The organism is Novosphingobium aureum (assembly GCF_015865035.1).
GTDB lineage: Bacteria > Pseudomonadota > Alphaproteobacteria > Sphingomonadales > Sphingomonadaceae > Novosphingobium > Novosphingobium aureum.
The window spans coordinates 135,299-153,366 of sequence record NZ_JADZGI010000001.1 but is presented as its reverse complement, the minus strand read 5'-3'; the positions used below and the strand labels follow the sequence as shown (position 1 = coordinate 153,366).

The following is an 18,068-nucleotide window of genomic DNA, read 5'->3' as shown; positions in this document are numbered from 1 at the left end:
CGCCCCGCTTGCAGCGTGCGGCAGGATCGGCTCAGCCGACCGCTTCGGGCTCGAGCCGGTCGATCTCGCGCCCGGTATCGGCAGCCTCGCTTTTGTCGGGGGCCATGTCGGCGAGCGCGGCACCGGGCGCAACGGTCTCGAGCGCGTGGAGGCGCGCCATGAAGGCATCGCGTTCCTTGCCCTCGATACGCGGGCGCTGGAGAATCTTGAGACCTGCCGGGTTGATCGTATGCCCATTGCGATAGGCCTCGAGATGCAGGTGCGGCCCGGTCGAGAGACCGGTCGAACCGACATAGCCGATGACCTGCCCTGCCTTGACCCGCGTTCCGCTGCGCACCGCGATGCGGCTCATGTGGCCATAGCCGGTGCCAAGGCCACCCGAATGCTCGAGCCTGACATAATTGCCGTGGCCGCCGTGGCGCCCGGCATAAGTCACCCGGCCATCGGCGACGGCGTGGATCGGCGTGCCATAGGACGCGCCATAGTCGATCCCGGCATGCATGCGCTTGTAGCCGAGGATCGGATGGCGGCGCATGCCGTAGTTCGAGGTCACCCGGCCCGCGACGGGCTGACCGATGGGAACCTTGCGCGCTTCGCCAAGGCTTCCGGCAGCGAACATCTCGCCATCCTTGCCCCAGCGCAGCAGCTGCAGGCGCGGCTTGCCCTCGCGCTCGACGCCGGCATAGAGCAGTTCGCCCACTTGTCGCTCGCCGCGCGCCGAGCGCTTGTAGGCGACGATCATGTCGAACTCGTCGCCCGACTGGATGTCGCTGTCGAGGCTGAGATGGCGGTCGACGGCCTTGAGATAGGCCTGGATCGCTGCCACCGGCGCACCGGCGGCGCGTGCCGAGCGGTAGAGCCCTGCCCCGACCTTGCCGCGAATGCGCAGCGGGGTCGCGTCGACCGCGATGGGATGGCGATGAAGCGCGAGCGGCCCTGCGACCGGCTGCGCGGGATCGTCTACCCCCGGACGCGCGACCGAGAGGTCGAGATCGAAGCGGGCGCGAAAATCGATCGCCTCGAGACTGCGCGGCGCATCGGGCGAGGGTCGCTTGCCCAGCGTAATGTCGAAGCGCGTGCCCGAAGCGATCTCGGAGAGCGGCATGGCCTGGCCCACCAGCCCCGTCACTTGTGCAATGTCCTGCGCGCCCAGCCCGGCACGTTCGAGCATGCGCTGGAAACTATCGCCCTGTGCGAGCGTCGAGACCAGTTCGATGCGCGGACGGTCGGGCACGGCATCGAGCGGAGTGACCAGCGGGCTCGCGCCCATGTGGCGGCCCACGTCGGCGCCGAAGGCCAGCGGGCTGATCGTCTGGCTGCGGAATTCCTCGCGCATGCGCCCCTCGACCGGGACCATCGTCGCGGCCTCGACGGCGGAAAAGTCGGGCCACAGCGCGATGGCGGCGGCGCTCAGGCCGAGCATCGTCGCGAGGCCGCGGAACCACTTGCGACTGCCAATGTCGCAGGCGAGGTCGGGCGCGATCTCAACGCGCGCACACCATGCCTCGAAGGCAGTGACCTGCGCGCGAAGGCCGCCCTCGCGGCGCTTCGTGCCGCCGGGAACCCGCGCGGCATCAGCCGCGTTCTCTTCGAGAATGTGCGCGTGCGAGAGGCGCGCGGCATGGCATCGTGCGCCGTCCGGCCCTGCGCCGTCGTTCTGCTCGTGTGCCTTGAACACTGCCCCGTCCTCTTGCTTCGCTAACCCGTGGAGCTCATTCTGGCGGCCCGGACCATCGCAATTGGCGTCAGACGCAGACCCTATGGACTGCGCGCACCTTGGAAACTTGCGCAGATACCCTGCGCACTCAAGGTTAACCACTCCCTTACACTGTGGATTTTCGACAGGATTTCCGGCGAACCGGCCCTTGCGAGCGGCCAGTGGCGATGCCACACTTGACCACGCGATGGTTCACAAGGCTCATGCGTCTGTGCGAAAGGACGCTTCAGAAGGCGTGAAGGCGGTTCTCGGACCGACCAACACCGGCAAGACTCACCTCGCGATCGAGCGCATGTGCGCCCATTCGAGCGGTATGATCGGCTTCCCCCTGCGCCTGCTTGCGCGCGAGGTCTACGACCGTGTCTGCGCGATAAAGGGCGAGCAGAACGTCGCGCTGATCACCGGCGAGGAGCGGATCGAGCCGCGTCACGCGCGCTACCTTTTGTGCACCGCCGAAGCGATGCCGGTCACCGACCGTTCGATGGCCTTCGTCGCCATCGACGAGGCGCAACTCGGCGCGGACCGCGAGCGCGGGCATGTCTTCACCGACCGCCTGCTCCATGCGCGCGGCCGCGAGGAGACGCTGATCCTGGGCTCTTCCGCCCTCGAGCCGATGGTGAAGGCGCTCGTTCCCGGGGTCGAGGTGGTCACCCGGCCGCGCTTTTCGACGCTCAGCCACGTGCCGCCCAAGAAACTTTCGCGCGTCCCCCCGCGCAGCGCCATCGTCGCCTTCTCGGCCGAGCAGGTCTACGCCATCGCCGAGATGCTGCGCCGCTTCCGGGGCGGCGCTGCGGTGGTGATGGGCGCGCTCAGCCCGCAGACCCGCAACGCGCAGGTCGCGCTCTACCAGTCGGGCGAGGTCGATTACCTCGTCGCCACCGACGCCATCGGCATGGGGCTCAACCTCGACGTCGAGCACGTCGCCTTCGCCGGGCTCTCCAAGTTCGACGGCCAGCGCCAGCGCCGCCTCACCAGCGCCGAGATGGCGCAGATCGCAGGCCGCGCCGGGCGCCACCAGACCGACGGCACCTTCGGCACGCTCTCGGGCTCGGGCGGCACCCACGGCGGACGGCGCGGCGAGGAACTCGAGTTCGAGCCCGAGGAAATCTACGCGATCGAGGAGCACCGCTTCCCGCCGCTGACCAAGCTGTTCTGGCGCGAACCCGAGCCGCGCTTCGATTCGATCGCGCACCTCGTCGCCGACCTCGAGACCCCGCCCGACCGGCCCGAACTGGTGATCGCACCCGAGGCGATCGATCTCGCCGTGCTCAAACGCCTCGCCGACGAGCCCGCGATCCACGACAGCGTGCGCAGCCCGGTACAGGTCGAGCGCTTCTGGCAGGCCTGCCGCCTTCCCGATTTCCGCCAGCAGGGCGTCGAGACTCATTCGCGTTTCGTGGCACGGCTGTGGCAGGACCTGCGCCATGGCGAACTGGGCGCCGACTTCGTTGCCCAGCAGATCGCCCAGCTCGACCGCACCGGCGGCGATATCGACACCTTGCAGGGGCGCATTGCCGCGATCCGATCATGGGCCTATATCGCCCAGCGACCCGACTGGGTCCTGGCCCGGGACGAGATGGCCGCGCGTGCGCGGGCGGTCGAATCCCGGCTTTCCGACGCCCTTCACGGCAAACTGACCGAACGCTTTATCAATCGCAGGACAGCGGTACTCATGAAAAAACTGGGCCCGGACTCGGATCTGCTCACCGTCCGCCTCGAGGACGAGGAAGTCCTCGTCGAGGGCGAACACATCGGCTCGCTGCGCGGCTTCACCTTCAAGGTCGACCCCGGCGCGCGCCTGACCGACCGCAAGCTGCTGCTCGCCGCCGCCGAACGCCACCTTCCCGGCCTGCTCGAGGTGCGCGCGGAAGACCTCTCGCGCCAGATTCACGAGGGTAACGCCCCGCTCACGCTCGAAAAGGGCGTGCTCGCCTGGGAGGGAGAGACTCTCGCCACCCTCGCGCAGGGTCGCACTTTCCTGACCCCGGTGCTGGTACCCGACCGCGTGCTCGACACCGTCCCTGCCCCGGCCCGCAAGACGCTCGTCGCGGCGCTCGAGGCCTGGCTCGCCAAGGCGCTCGAGCCGCTCGCCCCGCTCGACAAGCTCGACGAAGCGAGCCGCTCGCAGGACTCGGGCCCCGAGCTGCGCGCGCTGCTGATCCAGCTGGTCGAGCATGGCGGCATGCTCGCGCGCGAACACTCCGGTCTCGACAAGCTCGACAAGGGCCAGCGCACGATGCTGGCGCGGATCGGTGTGCGCGTAGGCGCGCTCGACCTGTTCGTGCCGGCCATGCTGCGCCCCGCCCCGATCACGCTCTGGCGCGAACTGGCCAGCGTTGCCGGACGCAAGACGCGTGGCGGTGCACCCGAGGCCGAAATGCCGCCCGCCATCGATGCCGGCAAGCGCGAGCGCGTGCCCGGCTACCGCGGCGTCGGCAAGCAGCTGGTGCGCCTCGACATGGCCGAAAAGCTCCTGCGCGAGGCGCATGGTGCCCGCGAACAGGCGCGCGAGGCCGCGGCGAAGGCGCCCGAGCGCAAGCCCGAAGACGAGTCCGAAAACAAGCAAGCCGAACCCGCTCCTGCCCAGGATACGAGCGCATCGCCCGAAACCGGTGAACAGCCCTCTACCGAGGCGCCGCAGGATGCTCCGGCACCGGCCGAAACCGGCAAGCAGCGCAAGTCCGGTCGCGGCGGCAAGTCGCGCGACAGGAAGGGCGGCGCAGCAGGCAAGCAGGGCCGGGCCGCACGCAATGCGAGCTTCACGCTCGATCCCGCGCGTGCGGTCTCGATGGGCCTTACCACCGCAAGCTATGCGCGCCTGCTGCGGCTCGGCGGTTTCCAGCCCTCGAGCCCGCGCCCGCTTGCCGAAAACGCCTTTGGCCCGCCCGAACCGGTGCGCTGGAGCTGGCGTCCGCCGCGCCGCCAGGTCGAGCAGGCCCGTCCGGTCAAGGCCCGCGAGGGGAGCGCCTTTGCCGCGCTCGCCGACATGGTCCGGTAATGCGCATCGACAAGCTGCTGTGGTTCCTGCGTCTCGCCAAGACGAGGCCCCTCGCCCAGGCTATGGCCCAGGACGGCCACATGCGGCTCAACGGTCGCCGGATCGATCGCGCCCACCACAAGGTCGCGACCGGCGACGTCCTCACCGTGCCACTGGGCAACACGGTCAGGGTTATCGAGATTCTCGCACTGCCCGAGCGCCGCGGACCGGCGAGCGAGGCACAGGCCTGCTACAGAGTGCTTGACGGAAGGGCAGAACTTCCCGTAGCGGCTCCGGGTCAGCAGTAGGCTCTCAGGAAGGACAACGCCGCAATGACCTATGTCGTCACCGACGCATGCATCAAGTGCAAGTACACGGATTGCGTCGAGGTCTGCCCGGTGGACTGCTTCTACGAGGGCGACAACATGCTCGTCATCAACCCCAGCGAGTGCATCGACTGCGGCGTGTGCGAGCCCGAGTGCCCGGCCGAGGCGATTATTCCCGATACCGAGCCCGGTCTCGAGAAGTGGCTCGAACTCAACACCAAGTACTCCGCCGAGTGGCCGAACCTGACCACCAAGAAGGACGCGCCCGCCGATGCGGACGAGTTCAAGGACGTCGAGGACAAGTTCGAAAAGTTCTTCTCGCCCGAGCCCGGCGAAGGCGACTGATCGCACCTGTGGCCCGCTGCGCGGGCTGCAATGGTGAAGCAGGGCCTGCCTGACGACCTGCTCCAATTGCGTACTTGCGCTTTTTGGATTTAGGCCGCAGTCAGGCGCTAGCAGGGCAATAAGCCTGACTCGCATGAATCCGTGCCGCGGACGCGAAAAGCGTACCCGCGGGTCTGGATATTTTGTCACATCGATGCTATATAATACGTCAACTGCCCGAGTCCCCCGACTCGTTTGGCAGATATTTTCATGACGAGGCAGGATTCGAAAGCAAACGGCGGAAGAGTGATCTGACCGGGCGGTGGAAGCATCGTGGCTTCCAGGTCGCAAGCCTCACCCGGCACTTTTTCCCAGCTTTCGTAGGTCTGCAGGCGAAAGGACGATACATGGCAACCAAGGCCGATGCCTTCGATGTTGGAGATTACGTCGTTTACCCCAAGCACGGCGTAGGCCGTGTGATCGAACTGCAAAAGCAGGAAATCGCCGGCATGCAGCTCGAGCTTTACGTGCTGCGTTTCGAGAAAGAGCGCATGACCCTTCGCGTTCCCGTCAACAAGGTCGAATCGATCGGCATGCGCAAGCTGTCCTCGGACAAGACCCTGCGCGAAGCACTCGACACGCTCAAGGGCAAGCCCAAGGTCAAGCGCACCATGTGGTCGCGCCGCGCCCAGGAATACGAAGCCAAGATCAACTCGGGCGATCTCGTCTCGATCGCCGAAGTGACCCGCGACCTGTTCCGCGCCGACGACCAGCCCGAACAGAGCTACTCCGAGCGCCAGATCTTCGAGGCCGCTTCCTCGCGTCTCGCCCGCGAACTCGCGGCGATGGAAAAGACCGACGAGCCGGCCGCACTCCAGAAGATTCTCGCGATCCTCAACGAGTATGCGCCCAAGTACTACGAGAGCGCCGAGACCGCCTGAACCGGCGATCACGTCAATCCATGAATGACATTCGCAAGAGGCCGTCCCGCAAGGGGCGGCCTTTTCGATTCCGGCGCCATGCGGCCGATACAAGGGCGCGGGTCATCAGCGATTAACCGCATTGCGCCAAGACTGGCGCCATGACAGACCCTCGGCTCATGACCCGCAGCGCCTCGTTTACCCCGGCCCCGCGTCTGCTCGCGCTCGTCGCCATGCTCGCCCTTCCCGGCTGCGTGGCAAAGACCGCTCTCGACGTCGCGACGCTGCCGGTACGCGCGGGTAGCAAGGCGGTCGATCTTGCCACGACCAGCCAGTCCGAGGCCGACGAGAAGCGCGGTCGGGAAATGCGCGAGCGCGAGGAACGCATCGCCGATCTCGAGCGCGACTACCGCAAGCACATGCGCCAGTGCGACCAGGGCGACAACCGCGCCTGTCTCAAGGCACGCGACGACTACGCGATGATCCAGCAGCTCTCCGCACGCTGAGGCGCATCCGCGCAAGTCGACGGTGGACTTGGCACAAGCACACGTTGCCACCCCTCCCTGCCCCCGCCATGGTGCGCCGATGACCTGGTACGAACGCCGCGAGCAGTGGGCCGCGCAGAACGAGGACGCACGCGAGGATGGCGACATCGACTACGCGCGCGTCATCCACTCCGCCTCGTTCCGCCGCCTTCAGGGCAAGACGCAGATTCTCAATCTGGGCGACAGCGACTTCTATCGCACCCGCCTCACCCATTCACTCGAGGTCGCACAGATCGCCGGCGGCCTCGCCCGCCAGCTCGCCAAGAGCTTTCCCGGCCACCCCGCAACCGCACACCTGCCCGACCGCAGCCTGATCCACGCCATCGGCTGCACGCACGACTTCGGCCATCCCCCCTTCGGCCACGGCGGCGAGGTCGCGCTCAACTACTGCATGCGTGATGAGGGCGGTTTCGAGGGCAATGGCCAGACGCTGCGCATCCTGACGCGGCTCGAGAGCTTTTCGGCCAATGCGGGTGCGAACCTGTGCCGGCGCACGCTGCTTGGCGTGCTCAAATACCCTGCCGCCTTCTCGGCGACCGCAAATCCCGAGCTCACGCCGCGCCTGCTCGATGGCCCGAGCACCATCCGCGTGCTCGATTCGCGTCGCTGCAAGCCGCCCAAGGCCTATCTCGACGGCGAAAGCGACGTGGTCGACTGGATTCTCGCCCCGCTCTCCCCGCAAGAGCACGAGGCCTTCACCGCGGTCGAGCCGCGGGCAGGCAAGCATGCCCGGACGCTGCACAAGAGCTTCGACTGCGCGATCATGGATCTCGCCGACGACATCGCCTACGGCGTTCACGACCTCGAGGACGCCATCGCGCTCGGCCTCGTGGGCAAGGACGCCTTCGCCGCCGCGCTTGAAGCACCCAGTGCCCCTTTCCTCGATGCGCTCAAGGACAAGTACCCGGGCGAGAGCGAGAACGATGTCTTCTCGCGCATGATCGATGGCCTGTTCGGCGACGAGGGCACCCGCAAGCGCTACATTGGCCGCCTCGTGCACCACTTCCTGACCGGCGCGCGCTACCGCGAGGAGGCCGCCTTCACGCTGCCGCTGCTGCGCTGGCGCGTCGCGCTCGAGGGCCCGCGCCGCGCGTTCCTCGACGCGCTGCAGGGCTTCATCGTCAGCGAAGTCATCGCCAGTCCCGAAGTCCAGCATCTCGAATTCAAGGGACAGGCGATGGTCGTCGCGGTGTTCGAGGCGCTGGCCGCCGATCCCGGGCGGTTGCTGCCAAGGACCGCTCTCGCCGCCTACGAAGCCTCCTCAGGCGATATCCGGGTGATCTGCGACCACGTGGCCGCCATGACCGACACGCACCTCCTGAAGACCTACGAGCGCCTTTTCAGCCCGCGCATGGGCTCGGTATTCGACAGGCTCTGACCGGCACCCGAAGCCGGGGACTGCCCCTGGATCTTGTCAGGCCGCAGCGCGGCGCAGGCGGTCGTTTATCGCAGCGCCAATGCCTTGGTCCGGTACCGGGGCGATGGCGATGCGCGGCAGGCCTTGCGCGGCGCCCTCGTGGAGCAGCGCGTAGAGCCGGCTCGCGGCCTCGACCAGATCGCCCGAGGGCGACAGGCTCACATCGCCCTCGACGGCACCGAACCCGATATGGAATTCGTCCGCCTCAGGCGTCGTGACGTCAAGGCGCACCGGCTTGCCCGGAGCATAATGGCTGGCGAGCTGGCCCGGCGCCTCGATCTCGTGTGCGGTCACTGGCACGGGCGCCGTGCCCAGGATCGCCTCGATTTCATCGGCAGCAATGGGACCAGGGCGCAGAACCTGCCAGCTTCCATCGCTACGCAGCGCGACGATGGTCGATTCGAGACCCGCCTCGCAGGCACCACCATCGATCACCGCATCGATCCGGCCGCCGAGCGAAGCCACGACGTGCCCGGCGCTGGTCGGGCTGACTCCGCCGCTGCGGTTCGCCGAGGGCGCCGCGAGCGCGAGCCCCGAAGCCTCGATGAGCGCCCGTATCACCGGATGTGCGGGACAGCGCAGGGCCACCGTCGGCAGCCCGGCGGTCACCGCTGCGGCGACGGGTGCGCCATCGCGCAGCGGCAGGACCATCGTCAGCGCGCCCGGCCAGAAGGCCTCGGCGAGCCTCAACGCGCGCGCATCGAACAGCGCGATGTCCTGTGCGGCGGCAAGGCTGGCGACATGAACGATGAGCGGGTTGAAACTGGGGCGACCCTTGGCGCGGTAGATCGCCGCGACCGACTCGTCGCGATCCGCCCTCGCCGCGAGGCCATAGACGGTCTCGGTCGGCACCGCGACCAGCGCGCCCGCATCGAGCAGCGCTGCCGCCTCGGCAATTCCGCGCGGATCGGCGGCAAGCGTCACGGGTTGGCTGGCATGGTCCATGACCCGCCGCTATAGCCGCGAACGACGAAAGCCAAGGAAAAGCCGCGCAATGACTTCCAGTTCGCCTGTCGATGCCCGTTCCGCAGACGCCATTCTCCTGCGGATCGCCGAAGCGCTCGAACGCATCGCGCCGCCCGCGCGCCAATCGGTCGACTGGCTCGCAGCGCCCGCCTACATGCTGACGGTCGAGGAGACTCACGCGGTCGCCCGTCTCGATGCGCCTGATCTTGCGCTGCTGCGCGGGATCGAGGCGCAGAAGGACCGTGTGGTCGAGAACGTCGAGCGTCTCGCTGCCGGCTATGCCGCGCACGACATGCTCTTGTGGGGCTCGCGCGGCATGGGCAAGTCGGCACTGCTGCGCGCCGCGATCCTCGCCGCACAGACCCGTCACCCGGGCGGGATCGCGCTCGTGCAGGTAGGGCAGGATGCGCTTTCGCAAGTCTCGGGGCTTTTTGCGAAGCTCGGCAGGATCGAGCGCCGCTTCCTCGTCTTCATCGACGACCTCGGCTTCGAGGAACGCGACGGCGCCGGTCCGCGTCTCCTGCGCTCGTGGCTCGAGGGCGGCGTCGAGGCGCGGCCTGCCAACGTGCGCCTCGCGGTAACCTCCAACCGCCGCGCCATCGTCTCGCGCTCGATGAGCGAACAGGACGACCCGGTGAATCCGCGCGACGTCGTCGACGACAGGCTTGCACTGGCCGACCGCTTCGGCCTCTCGATCGGCTTCCATGCCTGCGACCAGGACGCCTACCTCGCGATTATCGGTGGCTATGCCGAGAACTTCGGTCTCGACTGGGATCAGGCCGATGCCCTCGAATGGTCGCGCCGGCGCGGGGCCCGGTCGGGCCGCATCGCCTGGCAATACGTCAACGAACTGGCCGGGCGCGCGGGCAAGACCATCTGACTGCCCTTCCCGCCGGTACACAGGAAAAAGGGCCCGCCGGACGCGATGTCCTTCGGGCCTTTTTCCATTCTGGCGATGGTGGCCAAGGTCAGGGAAGCAGGCGATCGGTTCCCCTGAAGCCTGCCTCGAAATTGCCGGGTGAAGTGGGATCGACCAGGCCTTCCTTGGGCTTGATGTGCTCGACCTCGACCGGTTCGATCTTCGATGACTTTTCGGCCCCCGGCGCGACGACACGCCAGATGATCCCGGCCGTGTCGTCGCTCACCAGCAGCGCACCGGTCTTGTCCCAGCTCACCCAGGTCGGACGGCCATGCGTCTTGCCTCCATCCATGAGGAAGCCGCTGAGCACCGGTACCGGCTTCACGTCCTTCGGATTGCCATTGGCATCGAAGGGAATGAAGACGACATCGTAGCCGACGGCGGGTCGGCGATTCCACGAACCGTGGCGAGCAATGAAGGCGCCATTTCCGAAAGCCTTGCCCATGCGCGTACCGCCCTTGTCGAAGGTCATGCCCAGCACCGCCGTATGCGCACCCATCGCGTATTCGGGCTTGCGGGTATATTCGATCATGTACGTCTGCATCGGCCATTCGACACGCTCGTCGAACACGTTCTTCCAGTAGACCCAGGGCCAACCATACTGCGCGCCGACAGGGACATTGGTGAAGTAGTCGGGCACGAGATCGGGGCCGAGCATGTCGCGCTCCTGCACCGTCGCCCACATTTCCCCGGTCGAGGGATTCCAGTCGAGCCCGTTGGGATTGCGCATGCCCGCCGCGTACTGGCGGCGGCGGTCGGTATCGGTGTCGATCTCCCAGATCGCGGCGCGACCGGCTTCCTCTTCCATGCCGTTCTCGGCGATGTTGCTGGCCGAGCCGACCGCGACGTAGAGCTGCTTGGCATCGGGGCTGAGGAGGAGATTGCGCATCCAGTGATTGCCGCCGGGCCACAGGTCCATGACCTTGCGCGCCTTGCTCTCCAGCTTGGTGGCGCCCGGTTCGAAGGCAAATTCGAGGATCGCATCGTGATTGGCGACGTAGAGCTTGCCGTCCGCATAGGCCATGCCCGAGGGCGAGTGCAGGTCGGTGCTGCGGAAATCGAATTTCTGCTCTGCCTTGCCATCGCCATCGGCATCGCGCAGCAGCACGATCTTGTCGGGCGAAGGTCCACCGGCGCCGACCTTGCCCATCGCCCACTGCATCACCTTGCCGACAAAGCCCTCGTCTTCGCTCGCGGCAGGGGCCTTGGTCTCGGCCACGAGCACGTCACCGTTGGGCAGTGTCAGCATCGTGCGCGGGTGATCGAGTCCCTCGGCGAAGCGCGCGACCGCAAGGCCCTTGGCGGCAACGGGCTTCTCGCCCTGCCCCCAGCCCACCGGCTCGACGAGCTTCATGCTCGGGATCCACTGCGGGTCCGGCTCGACGAGCTGCGGGTCCTTGCCCGCGGTCGCATCGCTCGGCAGGTCGGAGCTGTTGGAGAACTGTGCCCACGCGAAGAAGGCGACGATCGCAAGAACGATCAGGACGAGGACGGCCAAGGCCTTGAGAAGGATGGAGCGCATGGCCCTTGAGATAGGCGCAGGCGCGCGCCTCGGCAACCGGGGCTGAGCCAGTGTTTCACGTGCAACATTTAAAGGCGGCGCGCGCTGGCAGGTTGGGAAACGCGCGAAGGTGCGCTAACGCAGCGCCCATGTACGACTTTGCCCTTCAGGACGACCTGTCCAAGACCGAACGCCTCGAATTCCTCAACCAGGCCGCTGCTGCGCTGATCGAGGGCGAGAGCGATGGCGTCGCCAACATGGCCAACATCGCCGCGCTCATCTGGCAGCTGATGCCCGACCTCAACTGGGCCGGTTTTTATCGCATGATCGGCGACGAGTTGGTGCTCGGGCCGTTCATCGGCAAGCCCGCCTGCATCCGCATTGCACTCGGCACAGGCGTTTGCGGTACGGCGGCTAGCAGCGCGACGACCCAGCTGGTGCCGGACGTCCACGCCTTCCCCGGCCACATCGCCTGCGACGCGGCGAGCCGCTCGGAACTGGTCGTGCCGGTTGTGGTCGACGGAAAGGTAATCGCTGTCATCGACCTCGACAGCCCGGTGCCCGACCGCTTCGACGACGATGACGCCAGGGGCGTCGAGGCTCTGGCTGCCCTCATCGGCAAGGCCATCGTCGAGCGCTGAGCCGCAAGAAGGAAGCCCCGGACCTTACGGTACCGGGGCTTTGTCGTTTCAGATCTCGCCGCCCGTCAGGCGCTGACAGATCAGATCGAGCTGGTCGAGTGTTGCGTAGCGGATCGTCACTGCACCCGAGCGCGGGTCGGCATCGGCCTGGATCTTGACCGGAAGCCCGAGGAACTCTTCGAGATGGCCCTGGACCGCGACGATGTCGGCATCGTCGGCAGGGTCCTTGGCGGGCCGTGCCGAACGGCGCTGCGAGGGCGTGTCGCCACGCAGCTTCTTGCGCACCAGCTTTTCGACCTCGCGCACCGACATCTGCTTGGCGATGGCCGACTCGGCGATCTCCTCGGCACCGTCGCAGCCGATCAGCGCACGCGCATGACCCATCGAGAGCTCGCCGCGCTCGACCATCGCGATGACGTCTTCGGGCAGCGCGAGCAGGCGCTGGAAGTTGGCGACGTGGCTGCGGCTCTTGTCGACCATGCGGGCGATCTCGGCCTGAGTCATGTTCTCAAGCTCGGCGAGACGGTTGTAGGCGCGCGCCTCTTCGATCGGGTTGAGGTCCTCGCGCTGGAGGTTCTCGATCAGCGCAAGCGCCATGACCTCGCGCTCGGAAAGCTCGCGGACCAGCGCCGGGATTTCGTGGAGCTGCGCCTTCTGCGCTGCGCGCCAGCGACGCTCGCCCGCAACCAGCTGATAGCCCCCGGTATCGACCGGGCGCACGATGATAGGCTGGATCACGCCGCGCTGCGCGATCGAGGCGGCGAGCTCCTCGAGCGCCTCCTCGTCGAAGATACGCCGCGGCTGATCAGGGTGCGGCGTGATTTGCGCAATCTGCAGCGTCATCAGCCCGGTCGTACGACGTCCGCCAGTGCTGCCCGCGCCCGAGGGACCGCCCTCGCCCGCACCCTCTGCGCCCGAGGCAACGCCGACCGGCTCCTCGCGGCGGGTCTCGCCAAGCAGGGCGCCAAGCCCCCTGCCCAGGCCCTTGGAACGGTTGCGCGGCGGCGTCGGGGCAGCGGTCATCGAAACTTTGGTATCCTCGCTCATGCGGCCTGCCTCTTCTCGGGCAGGCGGGTAATCAATTCTCGGGCCAGCGCCATGTAGGCCCTACTGCCCGCGCAGGCATGATCGTAGATCAGCGCGGGAACGCCGTGGCTCGGCGCTTCGGACAAGCGCACATTGCGCGGAATCGTGGTCTCGAAGATCAGCTTGCCAAGGCAGCTGCGCACATCCTCGGAGACCTGGTCGGTGAGTCGGTTGCGGCGGTCGAACATGGTGAGGACGATACCGATGATGCCCAGATCGGGATTGAAGCGCTGCTGCACCCGCTCGACCGTCTGGAGCAACTGGCTGAGCCCTTCGAGCGCAAAGAATTCGCACTGCAGCGGCACCAGCAGCGTATCGGCCGCAGTCAGCGCATTGAGCGTGAGCAGGCCAAGCGAAGGCGGGCAGTCGACGAGGCAGACGTCGTAATCGAGACCATCGTGCAGCGCCGCACGAAGGCGATGCGCGCGGTCGTCGGAATTGACGAGCTCGACTTCGGCGCCCGAGAGATCGACCGTTGCCGGCAGCAGATCCAGGCCCGGGATCGAGGTCGGCACGATGCACTGCTCGACCCCTGCCCCGTCGACGAGGACGTCGTAGGACGAACGCTCGCGATCGTTGGCCCAGACACCCACCCCGGTCGACGCATTGCCCTGGGGGTCGAGGTCGATGAGAAGGGTCTTCCAGCCGGTTGCCGCCAGTGCCGTCGCGACATTGATGGCCGTGGTCGTCTTTCCGACGCCGCCCTTCTGGTTGGCGATAGCAATCCGGATCACCTGGTTTTACCCTTCCTGCCGGCCAATGTGCCGACGATAATGCCTGCTTGCGGGTCCGTGAGAGACTGTTCCACGTGGAACACGTGCCGCCAGTTGCGAAGGTCTTCCAATTCTTGCTGTGCCGAACGCCCCTTGGGCAACAGCCATGTCGTGTCACCTGTGGAAAATCGCGCGGATAACTCGAGAAGGCGGGCAAGTGGAGCGAATGCACGCGCTGAAATGACGCCGACTTCGCGAGTCTCGACCAATTCGAGGCGTTGCCCGAGGACACGTGCACGATCGAGTCCCATCGCGATTCGCGCGCGGTCGAGCCACTCGATGCGCCGCGCACGCGATTCGACCATGAGCACTTCGCACTCCGGGCGAAGTGCCGCGATCACCAGTCCGGGGAAGCCCGCCCCCGTACCGAGGTCGAGCCAGGACTTGTCTGTTCCACGTGGAACATGCGGCAGGAGCTGTGCGGAATCGACGATGTGGCGCAGCCACACCGCCTCGAGGCTGGCAGCCGACACGAGGTTCTGCCGCTGGTTTTCTTCGGCAAGGAGATCGACAAGCGTCTCGAGCCGCGCCATGGCGGCATCATCGACTTCGGGGAGACTGGTAAGCCAGTCGCGGGCCTGGCTTTCGGTTTCGAGAATCACGCGGCTTCCCTTCGGGCATGGACGAGCAGAGCCGCGAGCGCGGCGGGGGTGATCCCGGCGATGCGCCCGGCAGCTGCGAGAGTGGCAGGCCGGGCCCGGGTCAGACGTTCGACCATCTCGCGCGAGAGGCCGGGGATCTCGGCATAAGGGAAGTCATCGCCGAGCGGCAGCGCCTCGCTCGCACGCAAGTCGCGCAGCTCACGCTCCTGACGCTCGAGATAGGGCGCATAGGCCGCGTCCTCGGCAACCTCATCGATCAGCGCCAGATCTTCGGGGAGCGCCTCGCCGAGCCATGGGGCCAGTGCCGCGATATCGACACCATCGAACCGCAGCCACTCGCGCATCGGCAAGCGCCCGAGATCTGCGCGCACATCGAAGCCTGCCTCGATCAGCGTTCCGGCACTAAGCGGCTGCGAGAGTGCATCATCGAGGTGGCGACGCTGCGCATCGCGGGTCTCGAACCAAGCGCGACGTGCCTCGCCGACAGCGCCCACTTCGAGCGCCAGCGGCGTCAACCGGCTCGAGGCATTGTTGGCGCGCAGGCGCAGGCGATACTCGGCCCTAGCGGTGAGCATGCGGTAGGGCTCGCTTACCCCATGCAGGGTGAGGTCGTCGATCATCACCGCCATGTAGCTGTTGGCACGGTCGAGCGGTGCGGGGTTCCGTTCGAGAACCGCAGCCGCAGCGTGCATGCCCGCGACGAGGCCTTGTGCGGCGGCTTCCTCGTATCCGGTCGTGCCATTGATCTGGCCCGCGCAGTAGAGCCCGGGCATGTCGCGCAGCTCGAGGCTCGGGCGCAGCGCGCGCGGGTCGATATGGTCGTACTCTACCGCATAACCAGGCACGACGATCTCGACCGTCTCCAGCCCTTCCATGCTGCGCATCATCGCAACCTGCACGTCGGTGGGAAGCGAAGTGCTCACCCCGTTGGGGTAGACGAGATGAGTCGCAAGGCCCTCGGGCTCGAGGAAGACCTGATGCCCGTCGCGGTCGGCGAAGCGGTGAATCTTGTCCTCGATCGAAGGACAATAACGCGGCCCCTGTGCACCGATTGCGCCCGAGAAGAGTGGCGAGCGGTCGAGATTCGCACGAATGATGTCGTGCGTTTGCGGATTGCTGCGGGTGATCGCACAGAAGACCTGCGGTACGCTGCGCGCACCCATCGCCGACATCGTCCACTGCTCGGTGTCCGAAGGCTGTTCGGCAAGACGAGCCCAGTCGATGGTGCGCCCGTCGAGCCGCGGCGGCGTCCCGGTCTTGAGCCGCGCCATGGGGAGCCCTGCCCCGCGCATCTGCTGCGCGAGGCGCTGCGCCGAAGACTCGCCGATGCGACCGCCGACGAGACGCTCCTCCCCGCGAAAGAGCGTGCCACCCAGGAAGGTCCCGGTGCACAGGATCGTCGCGCGTGCATCGAGCCGGGTCCCATCGGCGAGCTCGATGCCCACCACCCTGCCCGTTTCGAAGACGAGTGCCGCAGCCTCGCCGGCGACCAGAGTCAGATCGCCCTGGTCCTTGAGCATAGACTGGATCGCAGCCTTGAACAGGCGGCGGTCAGCCTGCACGCGCGGGCCCTGCACCGCACTGCCCTTCGAGCTGTTGAGCATGCGGTAGTGGATCGCGGCAGCGTCGGCCGCACGTCCGATGAGGCCATCGAAGGCGTCGACCTCGCGCACGAGATGGCCCTTGCCAAGCCCGCCGATAGCCGGGTTGCAGCTCATCGCGCCGATTGCGTCGAGATCGAAACTGACCAGCGCGACCTTCGCGCCCATGCGCGCAGCCACCGCCGCAGCCTCGCAGCCGGCATGGCCGCCGCCGATCACGATAATGTCGAAGGAGTGCATGGCTCCCGCGCTTACTCTACCTGAAGATTCCCGTCAAAGCGGCAAAACGCGAAAACAGTGTTCCACGTGGAACAGTCCTGCGGCTATTTGCCGATGCAGAAGCGTCCGAAGAGCGTATCGAGCATGTCTTCGGTGGTCGCCCGCCCGACTAGGCCATCGAAGGCGACCCGTGCCTGACGCAGGTTCTCGGCGACCAGAAGCGGATCGCTCACGGTCAGTGCAAGACCGATGGCCTGGTGTGCCTCGCCGAGCAATGCCGACTGCCTTGCATTGAGCGCGGCCTCTCCCGGCACCGGCAAGGCCGCCCTCGCCGCACCGATCAGATCGCGCCGCAGAGCATCGAGACCCTCTCCGGTGACGGCGGACAGGCGATGACGCGGCTGCTGCTTGACGGTTCCCGTATGCGAACCATCGGGGCCCCGATCCGACTGCGCCGCGATCTCCCAGGCGCCGTCGGGTCCCTCACCCTCAGGGCCCAGCCAGAGTACGAGGTCGGCCCGCTCGAGCTGTGCGCGGGCGCGGTCGATACCGATCATTTCGATGGCATCACTGCTCTCGTCGCGCAGGCCTGCAGTATCGACGAAGGCAAAAGGCACACCATCGAGCGCGACGGCCCGGATCAGGACATCGCGCGTCGTCCCTGCCATAGGCGCGGTTATCGCGGCCTCGTCCTCGACCAGCGCATTGAACAAGGTGCTCTTGCCGGCATTGGGTGGGCCTGCAAGGACCACGCGGAACCCTTCCTTGAGCGCTTCGGCACGGGGACGCTCGAGCCAGCCACCGATCTCGCGATCGAGTTCACCCAGCCGTTCGACGAACCCAGCGGGCAATTCCTCCACGTCATCTTCGTCACCGAAATCGAGTACCGCCTCGACGACGGCGGAGGCCCCAAGCACCCGGCCGCGCCAGTCCTCGACCAGCCGCGACAATTCGCCTCCGGCCATGGCGATGGCCGCCTGGCGCTGCATTTCGGTCTCGGCTGAAAGCAGGTCGGCAAGCCCTTCGGCTTCGGCAAGATCGATGCGACCATTGGCGAAGGCGCGCCGGGTGAACTCGCCCGGCAGTGCCCTGTGCAGGCGCGCGCCATGATCGAATTCAAGATGCTCGAGGGCGTGCTCGACTGCTGCGACCACCGCCCTGCCCCCGTGCAGATGCAGCTCGACAAGGTCCTCGCCCGTCGCCGTGGCCGGTCCGGGGAACCAAAGGACGAGCGCCTGATCGAGCACTGTTCCACGTGGAACAGTAAGGGTGCGCATCACCGCACGGCGCGGTGCAGGTTCCGCTCGCCCACCCGATAGCTGTGCGAGCGCCGGTTTGGCCAGCGGACCACTCACCCGCACGACCGCGATGGCTGCAGGCGGAGACCCACTCGAGAGCGCGAAGATCGTGTCGGTCATCAAAGCTGCCTTCGAACCTCAGAGATGCACGTGCACCGTCAGCGACGGCGGCACGTCATCAGCAGAACGAAGGCCTCGTGGCAAGCGCGGTGCAGCGAACTGCACTGCCCGCCATT

16 protein-coding genes are annotated in these 18,068 nt (G+C 66.9%); 8 read left to right on the top strand and 8 right to left on the bottom strand.

The window, feature by feature from the left end; translation table 11 throughout:
* Positions 1 to 31 precede the first annotated feature (31 nt).
* Positions 32 to 1,678, bottom strand: coding sequence for a peptidoglycan DD-metalloendopeptidase family protein (locus I5E68_RS20335; RefSeq protein WP_197159854.1), 1,647 nt, complete (start codon positions 1,676 to 1,678; stop codon positions 32 to 34).
* Positions 1,679 to 1,904: 226 nt separating this feature from the next.
* On the opposite strand from I5E68_RS20335, the gene I5E68_RS00750 reads away from it, so the two are divergent.
* The 6 genes from I5E68_RS00750 (at position 1,905) to I5E68_RS00725 (ending at position 8,187) form a co-directional block, all read left to right on the top strand.
* The gene (locus I5E68_RS00750; RefSeq protein WP_197159853.1) at positions 1,905 to 4,715 is read left to right on the top strand and encodes a helicase-related protein; all 2,811 of its coding nucleotides are present in this window, start codon (positions 1,905 to 1,907) and stop codon (positions 4,713 to 4,715) included.
* Positions 4,715 to 5,002: an RNA-binding S4 domain-containing protein gene (locus I5E68_RS00745; protein WP_197159852.1), complete on the top strand. Its 288-nt coding sequence runs from the start codon at positions 4,715 to 4,717 to the stop codon at positions 5,000 to 5,002. The genes I5E68_RS00750 and I5E68_RS00745 overlap by 1 nt, the downstream gene beginning before the upstream one ends.
* Positions 5,003 to 5,026: 24 nt before the next feature.
* On the top strand, positions 5,027 to 5,365 hold the full coding sequence (fdxA, locus tag I5E68_RS00740) for a ferredoxin FdxA (protein WP_197159851.1): 339 nt from the start codon (positions 5,027 to 5,029) through the stop codon (positions 5,363 to 5,365).
* Between the two features lie 386 nt (positions 5,366 to 5,751).
* Positions 5,752 to 6,285 carry a CarD family transcriptional regulator gene (locus I5E68_RS00735; protein WP_013831484.1) on the top strand — a complete coding sequence of 178 codons (534 nt, stop codon included), beginning with the start codon at positions 5,752 to 5,754 and terminating at the stop codon, positions 6,283 to 6,285.
* 140 nt (positions 6,286 to 6,425) lie between these two features.
* Positions 6,426 to 6,770: a hypothetical protein gene (locus tag I5E68_RS00730; protein WP_323982045.1), complete on the top strand. Its 345-nt coding sequence runs from the start codon at positions 6,426 to 6,428 to the stop codon at positions 6,768 to 6,770.
* Between the two features lie 79 nt (positions 6,771 to 6,849).
* Positions 6,850 to 8,187, top strand: coding sequence for an anti-phage deoxyguanosine triphosphatase (locus tag I5E68_RS00725; protein WP_197159850.1), 1,338 nt, complete (start codon positions 6,850 to 6,852; stop codon positions 8,185 to 8,187).
* Positions 8,188 to 8,223: 36 nt separating this feature from the next.
* On the opposite strand, the gene I5E68_RS00720 is transcribed toward I5E68_RS00725, so the two are convergent.
* On the bottom strand, positions 8,224 to 9,171 hold the full coding sequence (locus I5E68_RS00720) for an L-threonylcarbamoyladenylate synthase (RefSeq protein ID WP_197159849.1): 948 nt from the start codon (positions 9,169 to 9,171) through the stop codon (positions 8,224 to 8,226).
* Between the two features lie 49 nt (positions 9,172 to 9,220).
* Here I5E68_RS00720 and I5E68_RS00715 point away from each other — a divergent pair, with 49 nt between their 5' ends.
* Positions 9,221 to 10,072 carry a DUF815 domain-containing protein gene (locus I5E68_RS00715; RefSeq protein ID WP_197159847.1) on the top strand — a complete coding sequence of 284 codons (852 nt, stop codon included), beginning with the start codon at positions 9,221 to 9,223 and terminating at the stop codon, positions 10,070 to 10,072.
* Positions 10,073 to 10,160: 88 nt separating this feature from the next.
* Here I5E68_RS00715 and I5E68_RS00710 read toward each other — a convergent pair whose 3' ends face one another.
* Positions 10,161 to 11,633 carry a PQQ-dependent sugar dehydrogenase gene (locus I5E68_RS00710; protein ID WP_197159846.1) on the bottom strand — a complete coding sequence of 491 codons (1,473 nt, stop codon included), beginning with the start codon at positions 11,631 to 11,633 and terminating at the stop codon, positions 10,161 to 10,163.
* A 128-nt stretch (positions 11,634 to 11,761) separates the two neighbouring features.
* On the opposite strand from I5E68_RS00710, the gene msrC reads away from it, so the two are divergent.
* The gene (msrC, locus tag I5E68_RS00705; protein ID WP_197159845.1) at positions 11,762 to 12,253 is read left to right on the top strand and encodes a free L-methionine (R)-S-oxide reductase MsrC; all 492 of its coding nucleotides are present in this window, start codon (positions 11,762 to 11,764) and stop codon (positions 12,251 to 12,253) included.
* A gap of 48 nt (positions 12,254 to 12,301) precedes the next feature.
* Here the strand turns inward: msrC and I5E68_RS00700 are convergent, their stop codons facing one another.
* From I5E68_RS00700 to mnmE, 5 genes are all read right to left on the bottom strand, one after another.
* The gene (locus tag I5E68_RS00700; protein ID WP_197159843.1) at positions 12,302 to 13,300 is read right to left on the bottom strand and encodes a ParB/RepB/Spo0J family partition protein; all 999 of its coding nucleotides are present in this window, start codon (positions 13,298 to 13,300) and stop codon (positions 12,302 to 12,304) included.
* Complete coding sequence (locus I5E68_RS00695) at positions 13,297 to 14,073, bottom strand: ParA family protein (protein WP_197159841.1); 777 nt, start codon at positions 14,071 to 14,073, stop codon at positions 13,297 to 13,299. Before I5E68_RS00695 ends, I5E68_RS00700 begins: the two co-directional genes overlap by 4 nt.
* Positions 14,070 to 14,645: a 16S rRNA (guanine(527)-N(7))-methyltransferase RsmG gene (gene rsmG, locus I5E68_RS00690; protein WP_228726988.1), complete on the bottom strand. Its 576-nt coding sequence runs from the start codon at positions 14,643 to 14,645 to the stop codon at positions 14,070 to 14,072. Before rsmG ends, I5E68_RS00695 begins: the two co-directional genes overlap by 4 nt.
* Before the next feature lie 65 nt (positions 14,646 to 14,710).
* Positions 14,711 to 16,555 carry a tRNA uridine-5-carboxymethylaminomethyl(34) synthesis enzyme MnmG gene (gene mnmG, locus I5E68_RS00685; RefSeq protein ID WP_197159839.1) on the bottom strand — a complete coding sequence of 615 codons (1,845 nt, stop codon included), beginning with the start codon at positions 16,553 to 16,555 and terminating at the stop codon, positions 14,711 to 14,713.
* An 83-nt stretch (positions 16,556 to 16,638) separates the two neighbouring features.
* Complete coding sequence (mnmE, locus tag I5E68_RS00680; protein WP_197159837.1) at positions 16,639 to 17,952, bottom strand: tRNA uridine-5-carboxymethylaminomethyl(34) synthesis GTPase MnmE; 1,314 nt, start codon at positions 17,950 to 17,952, stop codon at positions 16,639 to 16,641.
* Positions 17,953 to 18,068 lie beyond the last annotated feature (116 nt).

What these genes read in the sequence shown, in the direction of transcription:
- I5E68_RS00750 (WP_197159853.1), top strand. Translation starts at nt 1,905, where the DNA reads ATGGTTCACAAGGCTCATGCGTCTGTGCGAAAGGACGCTTCAGAAGGC.
- I5E68_RS00745 (WP_197159852.1), top strand. Translation starts at nt 4,715, where the DNA reads ATGCGCATCGACAAGCTGCTGTGGTTCCTGCGTCTCGCCAAGACGAGG.
- fdxA (WP_197159851.1), top strand. Translation starts at nt 5,027, where the DNA reads ATGACCTATGTCGTCACCGACGCATGCATCAAGTGCAAGTACACGGAT.
- I5E68_RS00735 (WP_013831484.1), top strand. Translation starts at nt 5,752, where the DNA reads ATGGCAACCAAGGCCGATGCCTTCGATGTTGGAGATTACGTCGTTTAC.
- I5E68_RS00730 (WP_323982045.1), top strand. Translation starts at nt 6,426, where the DNA reads ATGACAGACCCTCGGCTCATGACCCGCAGCGCCTCGTTTACCCCGGCC.
- I5E68_RS00725 (WP_197159850.1), top strand. Translation starts at nt 6,850, where the DNA reads ATGACCTGGTACGAACGCCGCGAGCAGTGGGCCGCGCAGAACGAGGAC.
- I5E68_RS00720 (WP_197159849.1), bottom strand. Translation starts at nt 9,171, where the DNA reads ATGGACCATGCCAGCCAACCCGTGACGCTTGCCGCCGATCCGCGCGGA.
- I5E68_RS00715 (WP_197159847.1), top strand. Translation starts at nt 9,221, where the DNA reads ATGACTTCCAGTTCGCCTGTCGATGCCCGTTCCGCAGACGCCATTCTC.
- I5E68_RS00710 (WP_197159846.1), bottom strand. Translation starts at nt 11,633, where the DNA reads ATGCGCTCCATCCTTCTCAAGGCCTTGGCCGTCCTCGTCCTGATCGTT.
- msrC (WP_197159845.1), top strand. Translation starts at nt 11,762, where the DNA reads ATGTACGACTTTGCCCTTCAGGACGACCTGTCCAAGACCGAACGCCTC.
- I5E68_RS00700 (WP_197159843.1), bottom strand. Translation starts at nt 13,300, where the DNA reads ATGAGCGAGGATACCAAAGTTTCGATGACCGCTGCCCCGACGCCGCCG.
- rsmG (WP_228726988.1), bottom strand. Translation starts at nt 14,645, where the DNA reads ATGGCGCGGCTCGAGACGCTTGTCGATCTCCTTGCCGAAGAAAACCAG.
- mnmG (WP_197159839.1), bottom strand. Translation starts at nt 16,555, where the DNA reads ATGCACTCCTTCGACATTATCGTGATCGGCGGCGGCCATGCCGGCTGC.
- mnmE (WP_197159837.1), bottom strand. Translation starts at nt 17,952, where the DNA reads ATGACCGACACGATCTTCGCGCTCTCGAGTGGGTCTCCGCCTGCAGCC.